This is a genomic window from Parabacteroides sp. AF18-52, assembly GCF_003479145.1.
Taxonomy (GTDB): Bacteria; Bacteroidota; Bacteroidia; order Bacteroidales; family Tannerellaceae; genus Parabacteroides; species Parabacteroides faecis.
The window spans coordinates 134,459-159,199 of sequence record NZ_QUGR01000007.1 but is presented as its reverse complement, the minus strand read 5'-3'; the positions used below and the strand labels follow the sequence as shown (position 1 = coordinate 159,199).

The 24,741-nt window shown below is 44.1% G+C and carries 28 protein-coding genes and 1 tRNA gene; 23 read left to right on the top strand and 6 right to left on the bottom strand.

What is annotated here, in order from left to right:
* Positions 1 to 258: 258 nt before the first annotated feature.
* Together DWX23_RS13530 and DWX23_RS13525 are read left to right on the top strand one after the other, a co-directional pair.
* Complete coding sequence (locus DWX23_RS13530; protein WP_122374865.1) at positions 259 to 1,173, top strand: ribonuclease Z; 915 nt, start codon at positions 259 to 261, stop codon at positions 1,171 to 1,173.
* An 86-nt stretch (positions 1,174 to 1,259) separates the two neighbouring features.
* A complete protein-coding gene (locus tag DWX23_RS13525) occupies positions 1,260 to 1,589 on the top strand; it encodes a hypothetical protein (protein WP_122374864.1) in 330 nt (109 codons plus the stop codon).
* A 218-nt stretch (positions 1,590 to 1,807) separates the two neighbouring features.
* Here the strand turns inward: DWX23_RS13525 and DWX23_RS13520 are convergent, their stop codons facing one another.
* Positions 1,808 to 3,265, bottom strand: coding sequence for an OmpP1/FadL family transporter (locus DWX23_RS13520; protein WP_122351800.1), 1,458 nt, complete (start codon positions 3,263 to 3,265; stop codon positions 1,808 to 1,810).
* Positions 3,266 to 3,526: 261 nt separating this feature from the next.
* On the opposite strand from DWX23_RS13520, the gene queC reads away from it, so the two are divergent.
* From queC to DWX23_RS13470, 10 genes are all read left to right on the top strand, one after another.
* Positions 3,527 to 4,189, top strand: a complete 663-nt coding sequence (gene queC, locus DWX23_RS13515; RefSeq protein WP_122374863.1) for a 7-cyano-7-deazaguanine synthase QueC — start codon at positions 3,527 to 3,529, stop codon at positions 4,187 to 4,189.
* Positions 4,190 to 4,193: 4 nt separating this feature from the next.
* Positions 4,194 to 4,658: a preQ(1) synthase gene (gene queF / locus DWX23_RS13510; protein ID WP_122374862.1), complete on the top strand. Its 465-nt coding sequence runs from the start codon at positions 4,194 to 4,196 to the stop codon at positions 4,656 to 4,658.
* A gap of 89 nt (positions 4,659 to 4,747) precedes the next feature.
* Positions 4,748 to 5,533, top strand: coding sequence for a DUF1080 domain-containing protein (locus tag DWX23_RS13505; protein WP_122351803.1), 786 nt, complete (start codon positions 4,748 to 4,750; stop codon positions 5,531 to 5,533).
* A gap of 28 nt (positions 5,534 to 5,561) precedes the next feature.
* Positions 5,562 to 6,185: a hypothetical protein gene (locus DWX23_RS13500; protein WP_122351804.1), complete on the top strand. Its 624-nt coding sequence runs from the start codon at positions 5,562 to 5,564 to the stop codon at positions 6,183 to 6,185.
* Positions 6,186 to 6,495: 310 nt separating this feature from the next.
* Positions 6,496 to 7,851, top strand: coding sequence for a TolC family protein (locus DWX23_RS13495; RefSeq protein WP_122374861.1), 1,356 nt, complete (start codon positions 6,496 to 6,498; stop codon positions 7,849 to 7,851).
* Between the two features lie 25 nt (positions 7,852 to 7,876).
* Positions 7,877 to 9,097 (top strand): efflux RND transporter periplasmic adaptor subunit, encoded by a 1,221-nt coding sequence (locus tag DWX23_RS13490; RefSeq protein ID WP_122374860.1) that lies wholly within the window; start codon positions 7,877 to 7,879, stop codon positions 9,095 to 9,097.
* A gap of 49 nt (positions 9,098 to 9,146) precedes the next feature.
* Positions 9,147 to 9,887, top strand: coding sequence for an ABC transporter ATP-binding protein (locus tag DWX23_RS13485; protein ID WP_122374859.1), 741 nt, complete (start codon positions 9,147 to 9,149; stop codon positions 9,885 to 9,887).
* A gap of 12 nt (positions 9,888 to 9,899) precedes the next feature.
* Entirely contained in the window at positions 9,900 to 11,120 is a 1,221-nt protein-coding gene (locus DWX23_RS13480) for an ABC transporter permease (protein WP_122351808.1), read from the top strand.
* A 26-nt stretch (positions 11,121 to 11,146) separates the two neighbouring features.
* Positions 11,147 to 12,220 carry a sensor histidine kinase gene (locus DWX23_RS13475; protein ID WP_122351809.1) on the top strand — a complete coding sequence of 358 codons (1,074 nt, stop codon included), beginning with the start codon at positions 11,147 to 11,149 and terminating at the stop codon, positions 12,218 to 12,220.
* A 106-nt stretch (positions 12,221 to 12,326) separates the two neighbouring features.
* Positions 12,327 to 13,097, top strand: a complete 771-nt coding sequence (locus tag DWX23_RS13470) for a LytTR family DNA-binding domain-containing protein (protein WP_122374858.1) — start codon at positions 12,327 to 12,329, stop codon at positions 13,095 to 13,097.
* 86 nt (positions 13,098 to 13,183) lie between these two features.
* On the opposite strand, the gene dacB is transcribed toward DWX23_RS13470, so the two are convergent.
* Entirely contained in the window at positions 13,184 to 14,653 is a 1,470-nt protein-coding gene (dacB, locus tag DWX23_RS13465; RefSeq protein WP_122374857.1) for a D-alanyl-D-alanine carboxypeptidase/D-alanyl-D-alanine-endopeptidase, read from the bottom strand.
* 59 nt (positions 14,654 to 14,712) lie between these two features.
* On the opposite strand from dacB, the gene DWX23_RS13460 reads away from it, so the two are divergent.
* The 3 genes from DWX23_RS13460 (at position 14,713) to DWX23_RS13450 (ending at position 17,494) form a co-directional block, all read left to right on the top strand.
* A complete protein-coding gene (locus DWX23_RS13460) occupies positions 14,713 to 15,849 on the top strand; it encodes an AI-2E family transporter (protein WP_122351812.1) in 1,137 nt (378 codons plus the stop codon).
* 109 nt (positions 15,850 to 15,958) lie between these two features.
* Positions 15,959 to 16,031, top strand: a tRNA-Lys gene (locus DWX23_RS13455).
* A gap of 242 nt (positions 16,032 to 16,273) precedes the next feature.
* The gene (locus tag DWX23_RS13450) at positions 16,274 to 17,494 is read left to right on the top strand and encodes a site-specific integrase (protein WP_122374856.1); all 1,221 of its coding nucleotides are present in this window, start codon (positions 16,274 to 16,276) and stop codon (positions 17,492 to 17,494) included.
* A gap of 312 nt (positions 17,495 to 17,806) precedes the next feature.
* Here DWX23_RS13450 and DWX23_RS13445 read toward each other — a convergent pair whose 3' ends face one another.
* The 4 genes from DWX23_RS13445 to DWX23_RS13430 all read right to left on the bottom strand — a co-directional run bounded on the left by DWX23_RS13445 (position 17,807) and on the right by DWX23_RS13430 (position 19,364).
* Complete coding sequence (locus DWX23_RS13445) at positions 17,807 to 18,337, bottom strand: GNAT family N-acetyltransferase (protein ID WP_122374855.1); 531 nt, start codon at positions 18,335 to 18,337, stop codon at positions 17,807 to 17,809.
* 85 nt (positions 18,338 to 18,422) lie between these two features.
* Positions 18,423 to 18,716: a helix-turn-helix domain-containing protein gene (locus DWX23_RS13440; protein WP_122374854.1), complete on the bottom strand. Its 294-nt coding sequence runs from the start codon at positions 18,714 to 18,716 to the stop codon at positions 18,423 to 18,425.
* A gap of 53 nt (positions 18,717 to 18,769) precedes the next feature.
* Complete coding sequence (locus DWX23_RS13435; RefSeq protein ID WP_122374853.1) at positions 18,770 to 19,063, bottom strand: DUF3876 domain-containing protein; 294 nt, start codon at positions 19,061 to 19,063, stop codon at positions 18,770 to 18,772.
* Positions 19,050 to 19,364: a helix-turn-helix domain-containing protein gene (locus DWX23_RS13430; protein ID WP_122374852.1), complete on the bottom strand. Its 315-nt coding sequence runs from the start codon at positions 19,362 to 19,364 to the stop codon at positions 19,050 to 19,052. The genes DWX23_RS13435 and DWX23_RS13430 overlap by 14 nt, the downstream gene beginning before the upstream one ends.
* Positions 19,365 to 19,696: 332 nt before the next feature.
* On the opposite strand from DWX23_RS13430, the gene DWX23_RS13425 reads away from it, so the two are divergent.
* The 8 genes from DWX23_RS13425 (at position 19,697) to DWX23_RS13385 (ending at position 24,738) form a co-directional block, all read left to right on the top strand.
* Positions 19,697 to 20,530 carry a helix-turn-helix domain-containing protein gene (locus DWX23_RS13425; protein WP_122374851.1) on the top strand — a complete coding sequence of 278 codons (834 nt, stop codon included), beginning with the start codon at positions 19,697 to 19,699 and terminating at the stop codon, positions 20,528 to 20,530.
* Positions 20,531 to 20,615: 85 nt separating this feature from the next.
* The gene (locus tag DWX23_RS13420; protein WP_122374948.1) at positions 20,616 to 21,089 is read left to right on the top strand and encodes a DinB family protein; all 474 of its coding nucleotides are present in this window, start codon (positions 20,616 to 20,618) and stop codon (positions 21,087 to 21,089) included.
* Positions 21,090 to 21,279: 190 nt separating this feature from the next.
* On the top strand, positions 21,280 to 22,119 hold the full coding sequence (locus tag DWX23_RS13415; RefSeq protein ID WP_122374850.1) for a helix-turn-helix domain-containing protein: 840 nt from the start codon (positions 21,280 to 21,282) through the stop codon (positions 22,117 to 22,119).
* Positions 22,097 to 22,648 carry a GNAT family N-acetyltransferase gene (locus DWX23_RS13410; RefSeq protein ID WP_122374849.1) on the top strand — a complete coding sequence of 184 codons (552 nt, stop codon included), beginning with the start codon at positions 22,097 to 22,099 and terminating at the stop codon, positions 22,646 to 22,648. The genes DWX23_RS13415 and DWX23_RS13410 overlap by 23 nt, the downstream gene beginning before the upstream one ends.
* 92 nt (positions 22,649 to 22,740) lie before the next feature.
* Positions 22,741 to 22,974: a hypothetical protein gene (locus tag DWX23_RS13405; RefSeq protein ID WP_199673287.1), complete on the top strand. Its 234-nt coding sequence runs from the start codon at positions 22,741 to 22,743 to the stop codon at positions 22,972 to 22,974.
* Positions 22,943 to 23,377, top strand: coding sequence for a hypothetical protein (locus tag DWX23_RS13400; RefSeq protein WP_122374848.1), 435 nt, complete (start codon positions 22,943 to 22,945; stop codon positions 23,375 to 23,377). The genes DWX23_RS13405 and DWX23_RS13400 overlap by 32 nt, the downstream gene beginning before the upstream one ends.
* 155 nt (positions 23,378 to 23,532) lie before the next feature.
* Positions 23,533 to 23,865: a helix-turn-helix domain-containing protein gene (locus DWX23_RS13395; protein WP_122374847.1), complete on the top strand. Its 333-nt coding sequence runs from the start codon at positions 23,533 to 23,535 to the stop codon at positions 23,863 to 23,865.
* Positions 23,866 to 24,150: 285 nt separating this feature from the next.
* The gene (locus tag DWX23_RS13385; protein WP_122374846.1) at positions 24,151 to 24,738 is read left to right on the top strand and encodes a BfmA/BtgA family mobilization protein; all 588 of its coding nucleotides are present in this window, start codon (positions 24,151 to 24,153) and stop codon (positions 24,736 to 24,738) included.
* Positions 24,739 to 24,741 lie beyond the last annotated feature (3 nt).

Genomic DNA, 24,741 nt, shown 5'->3' with positions numbered 1-24,741 from the left:
ACAAAGGAAACGGCGAAGCTCACGCTTGGCCGTTTCTACATTTAACCGTTTTAAACAAAAAGAAAAAGTTAGTTAAGGCTTAGAATAAAATATCTTAAGTCTTTTTTACTTACTAAACATTGCTTCCCGAAGGACAGCAAACAAATATATGTAATCCGGGCCATCTTCGGAACAATCGGACCGCTTTTTTTGTTATTTTTCACAGAACGCAGATGCTTTTGTATTATCTTTGCAAACAATTATCCAAGGGATTCCTTTATGGCAGATTTCAATTTAAACATTTTAGGATGCGGTTCAGCCTTACCCACAACACGGCATCTGGCAACTTCTCAGGTAGTAGATTTACGTGATAAATTATATATGATAGACTGTGGTGAAGGCACGCAGGTACAGATGCGTCATATGCGTATCAAATTCAGCCGCTTAAACCATATTTTCATTTCCCATCTACATGGAGACCATTGCTTCGGACTGCCGGGTCTTATTTCCACGCTGGGTATGCTGGGGCGTACCGGCGAACTGGTGATACATGCCCCCAAAGAGATCGAAAACTACATGCGTCCTGTATTGGATACATTCTGCAAAGGAATGCCTTACAAAGTCCGTTTCAACCATATAGATACTTACAGTCATTCGCTGATCATGGAAGACCGTTCTCTGTCTGTTTATTCCATTCCCCTGAAGCACCGGATTCCGACTTGTGGTTTCTTGTTTGCCGAAAAGGCCAAAGAAGCGCATATCATCCGCGAAATGACTGATTTCTATCAGGTACCCATACGCTGCATGAAAGATATCAAACAGGGAAAAGATTATATCACCCCGGAAGGAGAAGTGATCCCCTGTTCCCGGCTGACGCGCCCGGCAGCACCGCCCAAACGCTATGCCTATTGCTCGGACACCGCCTACAATCCGTCTGTCATTCCGATTATTGAAGGCGTAGACCTCCTTTACCATGAAGCAACTTTTGCCGAATGCGACAAAGCACGTGCCAAAGAGACGTTTCATTCAACCGCCCGCCAAGCAGCAGATATTGCATTAAAGGCAGGAGTAAAACGGCTTGTCATCGGTCATTATTCTGCCCGTTACGAAGAACTCGCAGAATTACATAAAGAAGCAAAGGAGATATTTCCCGGAACAATTTTAGGAAGCGAAGGCATGGTCTTACCCATATAATAAGGCCCTTTTCTTAAATAATAACTGCCAAATATCCACCATATTCAAAATTATTCATACATTTGTACGAATTTAGGGTTTTGAATATGAGATCATTATTTGCCATAATCCTGTTGATCAGCGCTTACGTTGGTAATCCACTCACTGTCAATGCACAGCAAGTGGCAACAACTACGCATGCCGTAAAACAGGCTGAAATAACAGAACCCGACTCTATCGAAATCAGTGCCTACGACAACAAGATCGTTGTAAAGAATGCTCCTATCGGTAGTAAACTGGAAATATACAGCGTGGTAGGCATCCGTGTCAAAGAAATCAAAATGAAGCAACCGGATGGTGAATACACTGTCGATATCGCCAAGGGGTATTACATCGTCCGCATCGGCGAAACTGTCCGCAAAGTAGCGATCCGCTAAGGGAAGCATCGTTTCCATTTCCCCACAATTTTCATAACTATGGGGAAAAATCCCCACACAAGTGGGGGAAAAGTCCCGGTATAATGGGAAACTTTCCCCACTAGGATGAAACTTTTTTCACCCGCAAATAAAAACCTTGTTCATTCATTGATAAAGAAAAAAGGACTTGCCACCCCGGACAAGCCCTTTTCTTCTGATTTATTATATATATGTATAGGTTAAAAAGCGTAAGAAAGACCGATTGACGGCATCAAAGCATATACATTGTAATGTCCACCGAATGTACGAGGTTTTCCTAACAAATCGAGATCCGTATAAGAACCGTCGCGTCCGAATCCGGTCACATAAGAAAATGCAAAATCAACAGACAAAGATTCCAGCGGACGGAAGCTCAGACCGGCCGTGATACCCAACTTATTCATACTCGGAGTTTCCGGATTCAAGTAATTATCTTCTACCGGAGTTTCGTCAAAGTAAGCACCTAAACGAAGATCAAGACGATTAGTTGCCGCAAACTGAGTTCCCAGACGATAAATACGTGAGTTTTTGTATTTCTTCGGAGCATCGATATCATATTGGCTCAATTCCGAAGCCGGATAGAAATTCACAACCAACGAGTTGTAAGCACCCCAACCGACGAACTGAACTTCTCCCGATACGACCCAACGGTCTGTAGGCTTGTAAGTCAAACCGACATTCCAGTTATCCGGCAGAGGCAATTCCGCAGAAAAAGTAGCCTGATCCAACGGGGGAATCTGAATACCGTCTTTGGGAATACCCGGGATAGCAATCCCCATTCCTTCCAGTTGATTAACCAAACCATTCACTTGTCCCAGCAATCCTTTGAAACCTAATTCATTGGCATAACTCAAACGAACATCGCCTTCTTTCACACGGGCTTTTACTTTTGAACGATAAGATACACCGACCGTAAATTTATCGTTAATATCGTACATCGCACCGACATTGAATCCCAGACGAATACCGGCATCCCCTTTCAAAGAAGCAGAAACAGCAGATGTTTCATCATATTTGGACATTTCTGATACGAGTTGATCGACGATCGGCTTATATTGTGGCATGGCTTCCAATATCGGACCGAGTTGTCCCATCATACTTTCAGCCAACCCTGTCATTGCACGCGGCGCGATCAGGGCACGGTTCAGTTCGATATTACCGAATTCCATCATCAGACCGGCACCGATACTCAGGTTATCCATAATCTTCCAGGAAACGGTTGGCTGAATATTGAACGCTTTTAAAGAAATATCCTGTACCAGGTGAGCACCTTTCCAGTCGCGTCCCCAGTTAATGGCACTCCCATAAGGGGTATTTACACTGATACCGGCAGCTAGGAAATCATAAATCTTGAAACCGGCATATACATACAAAGGCGTACTTGCCTTATTATCCGTTTTTTGAACGTATCCATTATCTCCTGTAAACTTACCGTTGGCAAACACACCGGTTATACCTGCCGACAAGTCCACACTCTTATCCATAAACACCAGACCTGCCGGGTTAAAATGCATGCTTTCTGCACCCAACTTCATGGCAGCACCAACGTGTCCCATACCTGCCTGCTTGGTACTCTGGGCGTTCACCTGATAACCTTCTGCCGCAGCGTACGACAACGGAAGCATGGAAAGACATGCTAAAGCGATAATTTTCTTCATAAAATATTCATTAATTAATACCTCTTTTATAACATCCTCTCAGATGCAAACGGCGGCAAAGATAAAGACTTTTCTTTAATATTGCACACTTTTAACAGAAATGTGCGGCACAATTACATCATTTTTGTGCAATAGTTCCAGCTATATCCCTCTATTTTCAATTTTCAATTCTCAATTTTCAATTAAAAAAGTATCTTTGCAGCGAAAAGGAACGTCTCCTTTTCCGTGTGCTTGCTGAACCACGTATAAAACAAGAAAAATATGAAACATCAAGAAGCCGCTTTGGTATGCTTCTCCGGTGGACAAGATTCCACGACCTGCCTTTTCTGGGCTAAGAAGCACTTTAAACGCGTAGAAGCCGTATGTTTTACCTACGGCCAAAAACATTCCCAGGAGATTGAAATTGCAAGAAAGATTGCAGCCGATGCGCATGTTCCGTTCCAATTGCTAGACGTATCGTTGATCAGTCAGTTGGCTCCAAATTCGCTGACGGATACCTCGATCGTCATGGACGAGGACAAACCGGCAGACAGCTATCCCAACACATTCGTTCCCGGAAGAAACATGGTTTTCCTGACTTTCGCCGCTATCATGGCACGAAGCAAAGGGATTTTTCACCTGGTAACCGGCGTATCGGAAGCTGATTTCAGCGGATATCCCGACTGTCGCGACACCTTTGTCCGCTCACTGAACGTCACGCTGAATCTAGCTATGGACGAACAGTTCGTCATCCACACCCCGCTGATGGACCGTGACAAGAGTGAAGTATGGGAGTTGTCCGACGAACTGGGCGTATTCGACCTGGTCCGTACACAGACACTGACCTGCTACAACGGCGTTCCTGCCGACGGTTGCGGTCATTGCCCCGCCTGCAAATTACGCAGAGAAGGATTGGAGAAATACCTAAACAGAAAGAAGAAATAAGATTATGGATACAAGAAAAGAAGAAAACGAACTGCACCTTTTAGGCAGCTCTACCGAATATAAACAGGATTATGCCCCGGAAGTGCTGGAAGCATTCACCAACAAACACCAAGGCAACGATTACTGGGTACGTTTCAACTGCCCGGAATTTACCAGCCTCTGCCCGATCACCGGACAACCGGATTTTGCGACCATCCATATCGACTATATCCCCGATGTGAAGATGGTGGAAAGCAAGAGCCTGAAACTATACCTCTTCAGTTTCCGCAGCCACGGCGCCTTTCATGAAGACTGTGTCAACATCATCATGAAAGACCTAGTCAAGCTGATGGACCCGAAATATATCGAGGTGACAGGAATCTTCACCCCACGCGGCGGAATCAGCATTTATCCCTATTGCAACTACGGCCGTCCGGGGACCAAATATGAGAAACTGGCGGAACAACGTCTTTTCAATCATAACGCTTAAACGCATTTTCCTGTAAAAGCTGTTACAACATGGCAAATTATTATGTAGATTTGCAACATTTAATATGTAAATATAAAATAATTTAGACCATGAAGAAAAGAGACTTCACCAACAAAGCCGTGCTGGCAGCCATTGCCTGTACGGCTTGTGTAAGCATCAGCGCACAGCAGAAGGAGTATCCGAAACAGGAGCCAATGACTCCGGGCATGTCGGAATACTGGACTCCTCAACCCAAAATCGTTACTCCGGGAGATATTAAAACAAACTCGGCTCCGTCTGACGCCATCGTCCTGTTCGACGGCAAAGACCTTTCCGCTTGGGAAAACACCAAAGGCGAACCGGCTCAATGGATTGTACACGATGGCGTTTTCACCGTGAATAAGAAAGCCGGAGATATCCAGACCAAACAGAAATTCGACAGCTACCAACTGCATATCGAATGGTGCGTTCCTGAAAACATCACCGGAACAAGCCAGGGACGTGGCAATAGCGGCATCTTCATGCAAGGAATGTATGAAGTTCAGGTGCTCGATTGCTACAACAACGAAACATACGTGAACGGACAGACCGGAAGTATCTACAAACAGACACCGCCGTTGGCAAACGCCATGCGTAAACCGGGTGAATGGAATGTATACGATATCATTTACTCCGCTCCTGTTTTCAAAGAAGACGGAACCTATCGCGTGCCGCCCCGTATCACCGTTATTCAGAATGGCATCGTTTTGCAGAACAACACGACGATCCTCGGAACAACCGAATACATCGGCTTCCCGAAAGTGATCCCTCACGGAGCCGGCCCGATCATCCTGCAGAGCCACGGTGATCCCAGCGAACCGATCAGCTTCCGTAATATCTGGTTAAGAGAATTATAAGAGACAACAGGTAAAGTGTTTATACATCATGAAAACAAATCATTTATTCGGTATCTTGTTACTTTTATTGTGTACGGTCGGTCTTACCAACTGTAACGATCATCTCCTGAATCCCAATGCCGAGGACCCGGAAGAAGAAGGGGAAGAATGGATGAACAGCATACCGGACGGTAATTTTTTCGGAAGGGCGAACACTTTACGTCTTTACTATATCGACGAGAAAGGGAACAGCTTGATCCATCCGAATGACCCGAACACGTATCCCGTATCATGGAGCGAGAAACTGGAGAATCCGATCGAACGCACCAAGGACCGGCAGACAGACGTCGACGACACTATCATACGTTACAATGGCAACCATAACTGGATTTATTTCGACAAAGAGGAAAATCTGTATTACTGCACATTGAGCGCATACGGAGATTCAAGATACAGTACCTATACGTTTCCTATCTATGTAAACGGTGATACCGACCAACTGGAAATCACCTATAAATACACAGACAAAAACGTTATCGGCGGTAAATATTACGCCAAGATATCATCCTGGAAATATAACGGCACACATATATATTCGGATGACGATGAACACGACAAAAAAGTATTCATCCAAAAAACCGGAGGAAAAACAACCGTTTCTTTCAAACGATAAATGATCCGGAATTTTTAAGTTCCGCTCATATAGCTCGTAATCATAGAAAGGGGACGCAGAAGACGTAGATTTCGCAGACTTATTTATAATATCTGCGTTACTCTGCGTCTTCTGCGTCCCCTTTCTAATTACAAATCTAATTACCAAACCTTTTCATATCCCTTCTATTCCGTTTATCGGCAAAATCCCCGTTTTCGTCTATGAACCAACCTCCTATTTCTATTCTAATTGTAGAGGAATTTAATACAAAGTAGTTTTGCTTCAGAAAATAAAGGTAAAAAGATTGTTTAGGTCGCAAAACGAAAGCATTATGAAACAGATCTCTCTAATAATCCTATCCTGCCTGCTTCTTCTGCCTGCCGGAATGAAAGCAGAGGACGACATGCCGAAGCAGTGGACGCTTCGTGATTGCATTGATTATGCCCTGGAGCATAACATCACCATCCGCCGTAACCGCATCAGCGTCGAGAACACGCAAGAAGATGTAAAGTCGGCAAAGGCGGATTTCCTTCCTTCTCTGAGTGGAAATATCAGCCAGCGCATCGTGAACCGCCCAAACAGTGCCAGCGGTACGATCATCAGTGGCGACAACATCACCACCAGCGAAAGTAAAACCTCTTATAACGGTAGCTACGGCATCGATGCCAACTGGACGGTTTACAACGGCAGCAAACGGGTAAACACTGTCAAACAGCAACAACTGAACAGCCGCATCGCCGAACTCTCCGTCGACGAAAGCGAAAACACCATCGAGGAAAACATCACCCAGCTGTACGTACAGATACTCTATTCCGCCGAAGCAGTTAAAGTGAACGAATCGACCCTGGAAGTCAGTCAGAAAGAATACGAACGTGCACAGGAACTGTTCAACGCCGGCAGCATCGCCTCCAGCGACCTCGCCCAACTCGAAGCACAGGTAAGCAGCAATAACTACCAACTGGTCACCTCGCAAACAACTTTGCAGGATTACAAGCTGCAACTGAAACAGCTGCTCGAACTGGACGGCGATTTCGAAATGGATCTTTACATGCCGCAACTCGACGACAGCAGCGTATTGATACCGCTGCCCGGCAAAGACGATGTCTACCAGACCGCCCTCAACCTGCGCCCTGAAATAGAATCCGGGAAACTGAACATCCAGTCTTCCGACCTGAGTATCAAGATGGCACGTGCCGGATATATCCCGACACTGAGCCTCAGTGCCGGGATCGGAACGACCAATGCCAACGGCAACGATTTCAGCTTCAGCGAACAGGTCAAACAGAACTGGAACAACTCCCTGGGCCTGACCCTGAGTATCCCCATCTTCGACAAACGACAGGCAAAGACAGCTGTCAACAAAGCGAAGCTGCAAAAGCAAACCAGCGAGCTCGACCTGATGGACAACCAGAAGACACTCTACAAAACGATTGAAAGCCTCTGGCTGACAGCCAACAGCGCCCAACAGCAATATGTAGCCGCAGCACAGAAGCTGAAAAGCACAGAAGCCAGCTACGCCCTTGTCAGCGAACAGTTCAACGTCGGCATGAAAAATACGGTAGAACTGCTCACCGAGAAAAACAATCTCCTGAGTGCCCAGCAGGAAACGCTACAGGCCAAATATACGGCTATCCTCAACGCAGGTTTGCTGCGCTTCTACCAAGGTGAAGAAATCGTGATGTTCTAAGTAAAAAATAAAAACAGAAAAAGATATGAACAAGAAACTTATTATCGGTATAGCAGGCGTGCTGGTCGTAGCCGGAGGAATCTGGTTCTTTACAGGTAAATCGTCGAAAGGCGGCATCAGCCTCGAAACCGCCAAAGTGAACCGCAGCTCCATCTCAAACACAGTGACAGCTACCGGAACAGTAGAACCGGTGACGGAAGTGGAAGTCGGTACACAGGTATCCGGCATCATCGACAAATTGTACGCAGACTACAACGACGTAGTGAAAGCCGGACAATTGATCGCAGAAATGGATAAAGTAAACCTGAAGGCCGAACTGGCATCCGCCCAGGCCCAGCTGGCAAGCAGCAAGAGCGAATACGAATACCAGCAGAAGAATTACGCACGTAACAAGGTGCTTTACGAAAAGAAACTGATCAGCGACTCCGATTATGAGACAGCGACTTACAATTATGAAAAGTCGAAAGCCTCCTACGAACAGAATCAGGCAGCGATGGTCAAAGTGAACCGTAACCTCGAATACGCCACGATCACCAGCCCGATCGACGGTGTCGTTATCAACCGTGCCGTCGAAGAAGGGCAGACCGTTGCCGCCGGATTCGAAACGCCGACCCTGTTCACCATCGCCGCCGACCTGACCAAGATGCAGGTGATCGCCGATGTCGACGAAGCCGATATAGGCAACGTACACGACGGACAGCGTGTCAGCTTTACCGTCGATGCCTATCCGAACGATGTATTCGAAGGAACCGTCTGGCAGATCCGCTTGGGCGACAGCAGTAGCAGCAGTTCAAGCAGTTCCACCAGCTCATCCTCTACGGTCGTAACCTATGAAGTAGTGATTACCGCCGACAATCCGGATCTGAAACTGAAACCCCGTCTGACAGCCAACGTGACGATCTACACGCTCGAACGCGATAACGTCCTGACCATTCCGACCAAATCGTTACGTTTCGTTCCGGAAGAAGAACTACTCATCGGCACCGGCCTGATCGCCGAGAACAGCGCCCAGGAAGCACCTGCCGGCAAACGTCTGGTTTGGGTTAAAGAAGGACAGCAGTTGCACCCGAAAGCCGTTACTGTCGGATCGACAAGCGGCAATATGATCGAAGTGATCGACGGACTGAACGAAGGCGAAGAAATCGCTGTCGACCTTACTTCGGACGCACCGGCACAGGCCGCTGCCCCAACGGAAAAGAGTCCGTTCATGCCTGGCCCTCCGGGAAGCAATAAGAAGAAGAAATAAAAATAGTTGACAGTTGACAAGTGATAGTTGACAGTTAAAAACAACAGCAATGAAAGAGATAATCAAATTAGATAACATCAGGCGTGACTTCAAAGTCGGAGACGAGATCGTCCATGCCCTGCGTGGCGTCTCCTTCACGATACACGAAGGAGAGTTCGTCACCATCATGGGAACCTCCGGCTCGGGAAAAAGTACGCTGCTGAACACGTTGGGATGTCTCGACACACCGACCAAGGGGGAATATTATCTCGACGGCGTCTCCGTCCGCACGATGGGAAAGAACGCCCGTGCCACCCTGCGCAACCGGAAGATCGGATTTGTCTTTCAGAGTTACAACCTGTTGCCCAAAACGACAGCCGTAGAAAATGTAGAACTACCTCTGATGTACAACCCCAACTTCAGTGCCTCCGCCCGCCATGAGAAAGCCGTGCAGGCATTGGTTGCCGTCGGCCTGGGCGACCGCCTGATGCACAAGAGCAACCAGATGTCCGGCGGACAGATGCAGCGTGTAGCCATCGCCCGCGCCCTGGTGAATGACCCGGCAGTGATCCTTGCCGACGAAGCAACGGGAAACCTGGATACACGTACGTCATTCGAAATCCTGGTACTCTTCCAGAAGCTGCATGCCGAAGGACGTACCATCATCTTCGTAACGCACAACCCGGAAATTGCCCAGTACAGCAGCCGTAACATCACCTTGCGTGACGGACATGTAACAGCCGACACGGTGAACAACAATGTACAAAATGCAGCAGAGGCATTAGCCAGGCTGCCTAAGAATGACGATTAATAATTATTCAAAATGAACGGAACAAACCTCATAAAAATAGCCCTCCGTGCCCTTGCCAACAACAAGCTACGCGGATTCCTGACGATGCTCGGTATCATCATCGGCGTTGCCTCCGTGATCACGATGCTTGCCATCGGACAAGGATCGAAGCGGAGCATACAGGAACAGATCAGCGAGATGGGCTCGAATATGATCATGATACATCCCGGTGCCGATGTCCGGGGAGGTGTCCGTCAGGATGCTTCCGCTATGGAGACACTGAAGCTGGAAGACTATCAGAACATCGTCGACGAAACCCGTTACGTCTCTGCCGTCTCCCCTTCGGTCAACAGCAGCGGACAAGCCATCTTCGGAGCCAACAACGCCCCGACCACCGTCTACGGTATCAGTCCCGACTATCTCGAAATCCGCCGTTACAAGGTGGAAGACGGCGATATGTTCACCGAACAGGACATCCAGACAGCAGCAAAGGTCTGTGTAGTCGGTAAAACCGTAGTCGACAACCTCTTTACCAACGGCGAAAGCCCCGTCGGCAAAGTCATACGCTTTCAGAAATTACCTTTCCGCATCGTAGGTGTGCTGGAAAGCAAAGGATACAACAGCATGGGAATGGACCAGGACGACCTAATCTTAGCTCCATACACAACTATTCAGAAAAAAGTTCTGGCCATCACCCATCTGCAAGGCATCACCTGTTCGGCCCTCAAAGAGGAATACACCGACCAGGCCATTGACGAGATAACGGAAATACTGCGCCGCAACCATAAGTTGAAGGAAAGTGACGATGATGATTTTACCATCCGTAGTCAGCAGGAGTTAAGCACGATGTTGACAAGCACTACGGACATGATGACCGTGCTGTTGGCGGCTGTGGCGGGTATTTCGTTGCTCGTTGGTGGCATCGGTATTATGAACATCATGTATGTCAGCGTCACGGAGCGTACCCGCGAGATCGGCTTGCGTATGAGTATCGGGGCAAAAGGGATTGACATCCTCGCCCAGTTCCTGATCGAATCCATCCTGATCAGTGTGACCGGCGGACTGATCGGTGTCGTATTGGGTGTAGGAGCCGCCCTGGTGGTGAACGGCGTCGCCCACTTTCCGATCTATATCCAACCGTGGAGCGTTATGCTTTCATTCGCTGTCTGTACCGTCACCGGTGTCTTCTTCGGATGGTATCCGGCCAAGAAAGCCGCCCAGCTCGATCCGATCGAAGCAATCCGTTACGAATAAGAAATTATTTAATATCTTTGTAAAAGATGAAAACAGAAACGACAACACATACGCATATATCTCCCCCTTTCAAGGGAATGGGCAGCATTATCCATATTGCTGCCTGGGGGATTTTGTTCGGCCTGCCGTTCTTCTTTACGGGCAGGGAATCACAGGAACTGACGGTGATCAGCTATCTGCGCTCCGTCATCGTTCCGCTTTCGTTCATGATGGTTTTCTATGTGAACTATTTCCTGCTGGTAAACCGTTATCTGTTTTCACGCCACGGATGGAAGTTCTTCCTCAGCAACGTCCTGCTGATCGCCTTTGCGATGCTGGCGGTACATCTGTTGATGCAACTGCTTCCGCCGCCGGAGATACACCGCCCGCACCGTCCGGAAAGGGAGTTGCAGGAGATTATCGGCTTCTTCCTCGTCAATGCCATGCTGTATGCGCTGGTGGCAGGCCTGAGTGTCGCCATCAAGATGACGAGCGGCTGGTATCAGGTAGAATCCATGCGCCGCGAACTGGAGAAGAGCCGGGCGGAAGCCGAACTTCAGAACCTGAAAAGCCAGCTGAACCCACATTTCCTGTTCAACACGCTCAACAATATCTACAGCCTGATCGCTTTCAGTCCCGAACGAGCACAAGAAGCAGTCCACGACCTAAGTCGCCTGCTGCGTTACGTCCTTTACGACAGTAGCCAGCCGCACGTCTTGCTGGAAAGCGAACTGGATTTTATCCGCAACTATGTGGAACTGATGCGCATCCGCCTGCCGGAGCATGTGGAACTGAAAACGGAGATATCCGCCGCCAAACCGGATGCCATGATCGCCCCCTTGTTGTTCATCTCCCTGATCGAGAATGCCTTCAAACATGGCGTCAGCAACAGCCAGCCCTCGTTCATCCATCTGGATATACACCAGAACGGCGACCTGGTTGTCTGCATCCTGAAAAACAGTTATTTCCCCAAAGATGCGGAACAGGACAAGAGCGGTTCGGGAATCGGCATCAAGAACCTGCGCAAACGGCTTGAATTAATTTATCCGAACAAACATATTTTCTCATGCGGTGTAGACGGTGACAGTTATCATAGCATGCTGGAAATACAAATCAATTGACAGTTGACAATTGACAGTTGACAGTTAGGCTTCGCATCCGGTAAACAAATCGGTAAAAGCCGAAATAACCGTCAACTGTCAACTGTCAACTAAATAAGTATTATTTATGAAACTGACTTGTGCAATCATCGACGACGAGCCTTTGGCAATCAGCCTGCTGGAAAGTTATGTCAACAAGACCCCGTTCCTGGAACTTGCCGGGAAATACAACAGTGCGGTCAATGCCCTGCCCATGCTCACCAAAGAGCCTGTCGACCTCCTGTTCCTGGACATTCAGATGCCCGAACTCAACGGCATGGAATTTTCCCGCATACTGGAAGCCGAGACACGGATCATCTTCACAACGGCTTTCAGCCAATATGCACTCGACAGTTACAAGGTAAACGCTCTCGATTACCTGCTGAAACCGATCAGTTATGCCGACTTCCTGAAATCGGCCAACAAGGCGCTGCAATGGTACGAACTGTTGCGGGAAGGGAAAGAGGGGAAAGCCGATCCCGGGAAAAACGACCAGCCGACCGCCCCGGCAGTACAATCCCAGTCATCGATCGAAAGCATTTTTATCAAGACAGAATACAAACTGGTGCAGGTCGAACTCCGCAAGATATTATACATCGAAGGACTGAAAGACTATGTCAAAATATTCATCGAAGGCGAACCGCATCCGATCCTCTCGCTGATGAGTATGAAAAGCCTGGAAGACATGCTGCCGACCAACCGTTTCATCCGCGTACACCGTTCCTTCATCGTCCAGCCGGAAAAGATCAAAGTGATCGAACGCAACCGCATCGTCTTCGGCAAAGAATATATCCCCATCTCCGACAACTACAAACAGAAGTTCATGGAGTTTCTGGCACAGAGGTCGCTACTGCCTTAGCAGTTGATAGTTGACAAGTGACAGTTGACAGTTTGAGACTCTATCAATAACCTGTCACTTGTCAACTGTCAACTGTCACTTGTCAACTAGAAAAGTTGCAACAGCAACTTTTCCAGCCCCTTCGTCATCTGCCCCATGCTACAGGAATAATTATTGGAGAAAACGGCAACAGCATAGCGTTTACCGTCTTTGTCTATATACCCGGCATAACTACGTACTCCCGTTATCCCGCCACTCTTCAAACGAGCTTTCCCTTGCAACTTGCTTCCTTTCAACAGGTTGCGGACCGAGCCTTCCACACCCGCCTGCGGCAATGACTCGAAGAAAGCTTCGGAAACCTCCGATTTCGTCGCCATATACACCAGTAGATCAGCAATAAACTCAGCCGATACCTTATCGGCCGGAGCCAGTCCGCTGCCGTCATACATCCGCAACGGATACACATCCAGCCCCTTCTTCCTCCAATGATCGAGTACCACCTGCACGCCCCGTCCGAAAGAAGAGATCACCTCGTTTTTCCGGGGAACATATTGCAGACCGACCGTTTTCACCAGCGCATCCGCAAACAAATTATGACTGACATGATTCGTCACGCTCGCAATCTCTTTCAATGTCGGCGAATAAGTCGTTACAACCGGCTTCCTCTCGACCGTTTTCCACCGCCCGGCTTCCGATTCGATCCGGTAACAAGTCGGCTCCTTTCCTACCACAATACCTTCGCGCTCAAGGCAACCGGTCAGATATTCCGCCAGAAACAAAGCCGGATCGGGAATATCGCCTTTCAACACATAATTCTCGCGGTTAGCAGGAACAACACCCTGTAAATAGCGCTCGCCGGACAACGGGGCACCGATTATATAAGCACTATCCGACGACGACGCTTTCAAATAATTGATAAACCGCAGGGAAGGAATTGCCGGATCAGTCCCAACGACCTCCGGACGAGTTCCGGCAGCCCCCGTCTTCAGGGACAACTTATACATATTGTCGAACACCGAAAGCCCGTAGCTTCCCGGCGCATAATAATTTCCCATATCTTCCCGCAGCCATTTGATAGATGCACCCTCCGTATCGAAAATACGTTCGTCGGCCACCACCGCCCCGGTGATCTTCCGGATACCCGCCTTCTTCAGCGCCGCTATCCATTCGGGAATAAAGGTATTCTGTGCGGGCGTATAACGATTCCTGTCGGGAGCGAAATGCGACGACCCCAGCGACGGGTCACCGCCTCCCCTGATATACAGATTTCCGTTCAGGACACCCTCTTTGATACTCCCGTCATGCTCCAGCGACGTAGCGTACCGATAATCGTCTCCCAATATTTCGAGAGCCGTAGCCGTCGCGACCGTTTTCAGGACAGAAGCCGGAGAAACCTCACGATCCTCGTCATAGCTGTAAACCGTCTTTCCGTCCTGCACGTCTTTTACCACAATGGAGAAAGTCGCCCCCTTCATATAAGGGACATTCAGCAATTGTTTTACAGGTTGGGGAGTCTGTGCCTGCGGCTGTGAAAGGCAACCTAACAGCAAAGCAGTACATAATATTTTCTTTATCATCTTATTATCCTATTCCAGTTTATTTTATCTTTGTCGCAGGCAAAGATAAAAATTAAAATATGAACTCATTATTCGAAAGGCCATTTACATTCGACCGTGTCACACGTATCGTATTCAGTATCGTCATCATCGGCGCATTGCTCTATCTGATCACCATACTGCGGACTGCCCTGCTCCCCTTCCTGATCGCGTGGCTGCTGGCCTATATGATGCAACCCTTCGTGAAATTTTTCCAATACAAGCTGAAGCTGAAAAGCCGCATCCTGGCTATCATAGCCGTAATTATCTGCGCCTCGCTGATCATCGGTGCGGCAGCTGCACTGGTTGTCCCCTCCATCGCCCAGGAAGCCGAACGAACCCTGAACCTGATGCGTACGCACAATCCGGGTGAAGGGCATATCCCGCTTATCCCCGAGTCGTGGATCACATATCTGGAGAATAATGTAGACATCAACCAGTTGATGGAACTTCTCAGCCGCGAAAACATCCAGAATGCCATCAAGCAGCTGGCGCCCAAAGTATGGAATATCCTGTCGAACACCTTTTCGATCCTTTTCAGCATAACGATCATCTTTGTGATCCTGTTATATTTCATTTTCATCCTGCTGGATTACGAGAAGATAGCCAACGGGTGGATCAACCTGATCCCGGCGCATATCCGTCCTTTCGCCAAAGGGTTGGCCGATGACGTGGAACAGAGCATGAACCGTTACTTCCGCGGCCAGTCGCTGATCGCGTTGTGTGTCGGCGTCCTGCTGGCTATCGGATTCAAGATCGTAGGTTTCCCGCTGGGGGTCACACTCGGACTATTTATCGGCGTACTCAATCTGATCCCTTACCTGCAAACGATCGGACTGATCCCGATGGTCATCCTCAGTTTGCTGAAATCGGCAGAGACGGGAGATAATTTCTGGCTTATTTTGGGCTCCGGATTACTGATACTCGGAATCGTCCAATGTATCCAGGATTTATACCTCACACCCCGCATCATGGGGAAAGCGATGGGCCTGAATCCAGCCATCATCCTTCTTTCTTTGTCTATCTGGGGAACTTTGCTCGGTTTCATCGGCTTGATCATCGCCCTGCCGCTCACGACACTCTGCCTGTCTTATTATAAGCGTTTTATCTTACTGGAAGGGGACATTCTTCCTCCCCCGCCAGCCGATATTCAACCGAAGGAGGAAGAAAAAAAGTAACTTTTTTCAAAAAAAGATCCTCCTGCTATTGCAAATTAAAAAATAAACCCTACCTTTGCACCCGCAATACAGAAGTAAAGCACACCGCAATACAGAGTATGCACAGGATGATTCGCTAGCTCAGCAGGTAGAGCACATCCCTTTTAAGGATGGGGTCCTGGGTTCGAACCCCAGGCGGATCACTGAAAACAAAAGAAAAATCAAGCAAATCCCTGATAATCAAGCATTATCGGGGATTTCTTTTTTCTAGCAGGTAGCAGAAAATAGCCGTTTCAAGCATATTATCGGTGGATAAATCGTGGGACTAAAATTAAATCAAAAAAAGTCCCATGAATTTGCATCTTTCTCACTGATTCATAGTGTTTTGCGCAGCATTACTTTGGAAGAGAATACATAGTTTTGTAACTCTAAAAACGATGTAAAAATGGCTAGAAAATCATTTTCTGTTTTGTACTTCATCAAGAAAGGCAAATTATTAAAGAACGGAGAAGCACCCGTGTGCATGAGAATTACTGTAAACGGCTGTATGGTAGATATTTCTATCAAAAGAAGCTGTCCTGTAAACTTATGGAATCAGGCAAAAGAAAACTCAAAAGGTAAAGACCGTATGTCGGTGGAACTGAACCACTACTTAGAAATCACACGTTCACGCATACATCAAATTTATAGGGAACTGGAAACTTCCGACAAGGTTATCAATGTTGATCTGGTGAGAAAGTTGTTTTATGGTGTGGACGAAGATAATAAAACGCTATTGCAGGTATTCAGGGAGCATAACGAGCAAAGTCGTAAGTTGATTGGCAAAGACTTCGTTAGTAAGACCGTACAACGGTATGAAACCACTACCCGATATTTAGAGGAATTTATCAAGAAGGAATATCAATTATCGGATATTGCCCTGAATAACTTAGAAGCGAATTTCATTTCTAAGTTTGACGCTTTCTTGAAGATTGAAAAAGGTTGTGCGCAAAACTCTGCTATCACCCGATTGAAGAATCTGAAGAAGATTATCCGTATTGCATTGGAAAACGACTGGATTAAGAAAGATCCATTCGCTTACTACCGCTTTAAGTTGGAAGAAACTGATCCTGAATTCCTAACGATGGACGAGATTAAAATCATTCTCGCCAAAGAGTTCACAATTAAGCGAGTAGAGCAGGTACGGGATATTTTTGTTTTTTGCATTTTTACAGGTTTGGCGTTCAGCGATGTGAAAGATTTATCGCCTGAACATTTGGTACGAGATAACAAAGGGGAACTTTGGATAAGGAAGAACCGCCAAAAGACAAAAATAATGTGTAATATTCCTGTATTGCCTGTGGCAACTTCTATTCTTGAAAAGTATAAAAATGTGGCAGAATGTACTGGAAAACTATTGCCTGTATTGAGCAATCAGCGCATGAACAGCTACCTGAAAGAGATTGCAGATGTATGCGGATTACAGAAAAATCTGTGCACACATTCAGCCCGACATTCCTATGCCACCTCTATATGCCTAGCGAATGGCGTAAGTATGGAGAATGTAGCCAAAATGTTAGGTCATGCAGATACCAGTGTAACGAAACACTATGCACGGGTACTGGATCAGAATATTCTAAAGGATATGCAGAAAGTTAATAGCTGTTTGTCGGAGTTGGCTATATAAATAAGGCAGTAGCCAATATAGAAAAAGGATTGGGAAGAATGAATTTCATTTTCTCAATCCTTTTCTTTTAAAGTAAGTTTTCCTGAACTCAATATGAAGCATTGACAAAGGTAAGTTCCGTATTTAGCCTGTTCAAGTCCGAGCCTTCGGTTTAGATAAAAATCTTCCTCTCATTTGCATTCGAGCGTATTTTTATCTAAAGACTTGCACAGACTAAATACTTCACTGGAAAAGTCAATGATTCAAATTAAATTCCGAAAAACAATATTTTCGGGGCTGGCATGAGGAAAACGTCTTTCACTTGAATAGAGTTTAAACAAGTTTCTCATACAGTTTGAACCAATCCAGCCCATAATTGCCAAAGCCTAAATCTACGGTATCAATGTATTCAAAACCGCATTTCTCATATAGAGAGATTGCCGGAAGATTATTTTCATAAACATCTAAACGGATAGATTTAATACCTGACCGTAAAGCCAGTTCAAACGAGAAATCCATTAAAGCCCGACCAATACCCATTTTTAAGAATGAAGGGTGTACTACAAAGGTGCGGATCACAAAAATATGACTGTAGTCTGCATCAACCCTCCATCTTACATTATTATAGGCTTCATCCGGATGATGATCTAAGATAATAGAGCCAGCTATTTTTCCATTGTACCTGACAACGTAAAGATTATTATCTTGAATACCAGCAACTGCATATTCACGAATTGGATAAATTCCTTTTATCCATCCGGGATAATTGGTAGTAGCAGCCAGATAATCATTCAGATCATCATACAGTCTTTCTAATTCGTCTATATCGGCAGGTGTACCGGATTCTATTACAAACTTCTTCATTACTACTATTTTAGGATGCAAAGGTATAATTTCCACTATAATAAAAGATATTTCCTTTGAAGATAGTGGAAATTATACTCACTAGCTACTCCTTCCAACTTTCAAAATAATGCTTTTGGAGCAGTTTATCAATATCACTTTGACGATAGATGATTTTACCTTTTATCTGGATAAAGGGGATTAGCCCTGTATCTCTCCACTCTTGCAAGGTTCGCAGACTGACATTCAGTTTCTTGGTAACTTCATGGTTGGAAAGAAAGCGTTCCCCGTTCAGGTGGGGCTTATAGTGTTGTACAATAGATTCAATACCATTCAGCATCGAATCGAGCGAAGAAATAAATTCTTTGACTTGTGGGGTATCTTTATTTATTAGTTCCATGATTGAAAGATTGTTTTATTGAAATATTGATTTCAAGATTGCTAGATAGCTGGTTAGTTGCGCAGATAGTCACCCAGCGATGAAATGCTAAGTACATCTTTTCCCGGATCATAATCTATATAGAGCCATTTGGATGCAGCGGTAATAAAATACTGGCTACCATCTTTCTGTATTTCATAAGTAGCGGGTGAAGCCTGTTTGGTGGTTTCCGATACATATATAATAGAAAGAAGATACTCTTTATCATTACGGTAGATGATAACCGTAGGATTCAGATTAACGCTTTCCCATGTCCCGACAATGGAAAACAGGTTGAAGGATGGATAATCTTTTTTAATTCTTTTCATAAGGCATGGTTTGTTTGGGTGATTGATTTTGTGTTTCACTGTCTACAATAATTCTTTCAATATCGGAAGACTTATAATAAATCTTACTACCGATTTGAGAGTAAGCCAGTCGCCCACTACTTCGGTAATATTGAAGCGTTCGTTTACTAAAGCCTAACAACAGGCATACTTCCTGACTATCCAGCCAGTTTTCTACTTTCTGGGTATGAGTATTGCACAAACTTTCTATTAGTTTAGCAAACTCTGTGAACCTCTCGCAGACATACGAGAATGTTCGTTTTTCGATGGTTACTACTTCCATACTCTTTTTAATTTTAAATGGTTTATGAAACGTGTTAATTCAATTCACCAGCAAATGAAAGAAGAATCATGAACTGTTTTTAAAACTGTCTGAAAGTGGTACGGTAAAGCTATTATTGTCTAGTTTCCTAAATACATAAATAAGAATCTACGAAAATTAAAATAGCGAATTCATTCGCAGAATCACTTAATATAAAATAGATGAGAGGAAGCAAAAGCTAGTTATGAACTTGCATCATAGCCTATAACCTGTTTTTATTGGCTTCATTATTGTAATGCGGAGATTAAACCTTATATTTACGGCAATATGTTCAGCAGACAAATAGATGTGAAATGAGAGAAAGTGAAATTCTATATCCGTCACTATCCCTTTCCCAATATATTAAATATTATTGGGTATTAAAGACCGATGAAGTAGAACCAGTGATGATTCAAACTATTCCATCGGGCTGTATACATCTTGTTTTTCATCGAGGTGATAATTTGAACATCCAAGCAAAAGGTTTACAGCCCAAGAATTTTATTCGGGGACAATTTTCTGTTTACGGGAGTTTAGCTTCTGAGGGTAATATTGATATGATCGCTATTATATTTCACCCTTTGGGCTTGAATCCTTTTATACAGTGTCCTATGAGTGAATTAAATAATCGTTATATAGACGTTGAAGATTTAGAGGATATAGAGTTGAATCGTCTTAAAGGTTCCATTTCCAGCGAAAGAAACATTCAGACTTGTATTCAGTTTATCGAACTTTTTTTCATGAAGCGGCTGTTCGATATAGATTGCAATCACAAAAGGGTGCAGAACTCTATCAATCAAATAATCAATCATCCGCAAATAGAAGTGAATACCCTTGCTGAAAGTGCTTGTTTAGGATATAGACAGTTTAAAAGAATATTCACCAACCATGTAGGGATGAGCCCTAAAGAATATTACAGAGTGATTCGTTTTCAGCGAATTCTGTATCTGTTGCAGAATAATCCAGAAATGGAGATTACAGACCTGACCTATTCCTGTGGCTTTTATGATCCCTCTCACTTGGTAAAGGACTTTAAAGAGTTTTCGGGCTGTTCGCCAACTCAATATTTATCTTCCCGCTCTCCATATTCTACATTCTTTTCCGAAGATTGTAGGCTGAATGTTATCAAATCCAATCGTTTTGCATAGCTCCGCTTTGGATAAAGTCAGTTTTTTACAAGTGAGCGATAGGCAAAAGCCTTATTTTTGCAGAAGAATTTAAAACTGAAACATGATGCAAAAAACTGATTTTAGCTATATAACCGATGGTATTGCAAAGGTTATTGAAACGGAAGAGAGGTTGTTAAACAACTTGCCTGTAGAAGTGATAACACAAAGACGGAACAGGCAGAATCGTACTATCAAGCAGATACTCGGTCATTTGATTGATTCGGCATCCAACAATCATCAACGAATGGTGCGTCTGCAATACAGCAAAGACTTGCTTTTTTTTCCTGATTATCGTCAGGATAATGACCAGTGGATAGCTCTGCAAGATTATCAAAATGCTGATTGGACTAATTTAATCCAGTTATGGAAGTTTTATAATTTACATATCATTCAGGTTATTCATTCCGTAGATATAGCGAAATTGGATAGTTATTGGTGCGATTTCGAAGGAACAAAGGTCACGTTGAAAGAAATGATAGAGGGCTATTTAGATCATCAACATCTGCATATAAAAGAAATTCACGAACTAGTTTTTTGAAGCACTATTCAACATGCTATTCAGTTATTTGTCAAATAACGATTTATTTGCCGCAGAGATTAAAAGATTTGCCAAATACCATTTAGTTTGCAATGCTTATGCTGCATAGAAAGTCCTTTTTGTACAATTCAGGTGTGAGGCAAACGGTGTATCTTTGTGACGAAGTAATATGAAGTAAATTGCTGCAATTATGGAATTTAAAATTATATATCCATTACCAACCCTTGCCCCGTTTGTGAAATACTACTGGGTATTTGAACGGAATTATCTTGTTCCAACCATCGAGCGAGGTATTCCGATTGGATGTATGCAATTAGTATTCCATCGGAAAAACCGTGTTTTCTCGACCGCAATCAGTGATTTTCAACCCAAAGCTTTTATTGAGGGGCAAATGTCGTCCTATTGGGATCTGCATTATGAAGGCGAGAATGAAACTATTGCCGTAACACTCACGCCCCACGGAGCGCAGGCATTTCTGGGTACTTCAATGGTTGAGTTTTACAACAAGAACATTCCAATAGAGTGTGTTGCTGATAAACAACTTTCCGAGTTACAACAAGCGATATTGGATGCTGATGATAAGATGGAATGTATAGCAGTCATCGAACGACATTTATTGAAACGACTGGCACAGTTGAATCCTGATCTAGGGAGTGATGAGTACACGATTCAGCAGATAGAATCGAACAGCAGCACTTCCATAAAGCAGCTATCAAACATATCGAACATTTGTTACAAGCAGTTTAATCGTAGATTTGTCAATAATATAGGGATTAATCCTAAATATCTAACCCGGATTATACGCTTTCAGAAAACACTATCCGTTTTGCAAAACAGAGGTAGCTATAATCTTACGGAACTGGCTTTCAAATGTGGATATTATGATGCATCACATATTCTAAAAGATTTTAGAGAGTTTTCGGGTTACACCCCGAATGAATATATGAGTATGTACAATCCTTTTTCTGACTACTTTTTGCAGAAAGAATTAATTCAAAATAAGGCTTATGATCAGACACGCATTGATTAATGAAAAGATAAAAACATACGAGTGGATGTGTTTATCAGATACCGCTACTGCTCACATGGGAGGTACAGATTTTTCAGAGAATCCAATCCCCACTTGGGAGGAGTTTCAAGAAGCATTTGAAGATTTTTACTACATGGAAAGCGGTAAAGAATCCGGCTCGGTTATGATTATCGCTAATGAACATGAAGAAGTTGGCTGTACTTGCTATGCTTGTTTTCATTTATACAGTAAGATGGCAGAATTGGATATTTGGCTCAAATCCGAATCTGCATGTGGAAAGGGTATTGGAACACAAGCCCTAAAGGACACAATCAACTATCTAAACAAAGAGCTTGGTATTAACAAGTTCTTAATCCGCCCCTCGGAAAAGAATATCAGAGCTATCAAATCCTATCAAAAGGCTGGGTTTATATACCGCACCGACAAAGAAGATATTTTGCGTAAATTTTACAAACCTATTTCTTTCGGCATATATAAAGGTGGAGATTATGGATTTGAAAATACAGCCGTATTGATATTGGAATTATAAGTATAAACAGAACCACAAATAAAACAAGAAATCATTCAGCATACAAAGCCAATGCTTTGATATACAAACTATTTATTCACTATTTAAAATTTATGCCTATGAATGATTTATTAAAAACGAGGTTTCTCACCTTATTAGCTGACACCTCACAAGAATTAATTAACACGGAAATGAAGAATGCTTATGAGGAATTTATCATGCAAATAGTAACAATTAGCAATTCAGAAGATTACTCCTATATCTTTCGGATGTTAAATCTCACTCGTATTGAGATAGCACCCCTAAAAGAGTTATATCAATACGGGCAGGGGGAAAAATGCGCTTAAAAATCTATACATCCACAAAGCATTATCCCTGATTGATGCTGAACTGCAATTAATCAACCTAAAAATCAACCATCCCGAACGATTTAATTTGTCTGCTCCAACGGAACTCAAGTCAGACCTGTATGTAATCCCTAAGTCAAAAGACTTGGGGATTATTGGTATAGCAGAAATCGTTATTGCCCTGTTTCTACAAGGGCAAATAGTCGGAGAAGATGGAAAGCCAGTTCCAGAAGTTCGTCTGGCTCGTGGCTTTGAACAGCTTTTCAATCTGAAATTCGGTAGTATTTATGATAAGGTAAACGAAGTATTTAATCGTAAGCAATACAATCTTACCAAAACATTAGATGCTTTACGAAATACCATTATTAAAGAAGACAAAAAACGTAAGAACCGTAAAGATTAGAAAAGATGATTTTTCAATTCGCTTATTGATAGCATTTTAAAAACTGTTTTTAGGGGAGTAGGTAGCTACTCCTCTTTTTTTGTAACCTTGTTTTGCGGAACTTTGCTTCATCAATCGATTGAAAACAATAATGTTGAACTTAAAATTGAAGCAAAATGTATATAGACAACGAAAACTTTGAGAAGTGGATGGCAACACTTTCAAAAAAACTCACCGAAATCGGACAAGACCTGAAATCCCTTATTAATACCGACACCGTATTAGATGAAAATGAGAAACTATTGGATAATCAGGATTTAGCCTTTCTGCTAAAAGCATCTTTCAGAACTCTACAACGTTATCGGGCAAAAGGGAAACTACCCTACTTTACCATCGGACGGAAAACGTACTATAGAGCGAGTGATATTCGGGCTTTTGTTCGTGAATTTGCAGATTCTCAAACCTATAAGCAGTTTGAAAAAGCCAATCAGTTAGCCGATCAGCCCTGAAAGCAAAAGGTAGCAGAGGAAAGAAGTCTGTGCTTAGGCTATTCCTCCATACTACCACCTCAATTTAGTAGAAACAGCTACGTCTTCCGGCTTCGCACGTTTCGCTAAATTGAGCAAGAGGGAACTGGACAAGTCCTGTTCTTTCCTCTTGCCCTGCGGGGCAAAGCCTTCGGCTTTAGCGTGTTAGGAAAACACGCTGTAATTAGTCTAATAATTAGTCTTTTATGTATTTCTCTTATTATCAATTATTTATCTATATAAATTTCGATTAAAAAGTAATTAGTCATGCAAAATAACGGTCAGAAAATCATATTTACCACGATTTCCATAGATACAGAAACGGCAAGTTTAGTAGCGAAAATCTGCAAACACTATTCACTGAAAAAAAGTGAAGTTGTTAAACTCGCATTTCAGTATTTAGAGAAAGCCCATATCAACCCTGCCGATGCTCCCGAATCGGTAAAGTCGGAGCTTGCCAAGATTAACAAACGACAGGATGATATTATCCGGTTTATCCGAAAGTACGAGGAAGACCAGCTAAACCCGATGATACGCACAAGCCACACAATAGCGACCAGATTCGATACGATTGTCAAAACATTAGAAACCCTTATACTTTCACAGTTGGAACTGAGCCAAGAAAAATATCATACCGTACTGCACAAAATCAGCGACCAGTTTCAAAAACATGCTGATGTAATAAACAATCAAGGAAAGCATATAGGCTCATTACAACAAGTACAGAAGAAAGATAATGCAAAGCTATTGAAGTTGATTAGTTTGTATTCTGATTTGGCTACCTGTGGAGTAATGGACGGAAAGCGGAAAGAGAGCCTAAAGGCTGAAATTATTGATTTGATTAACGAGAAGTAACAC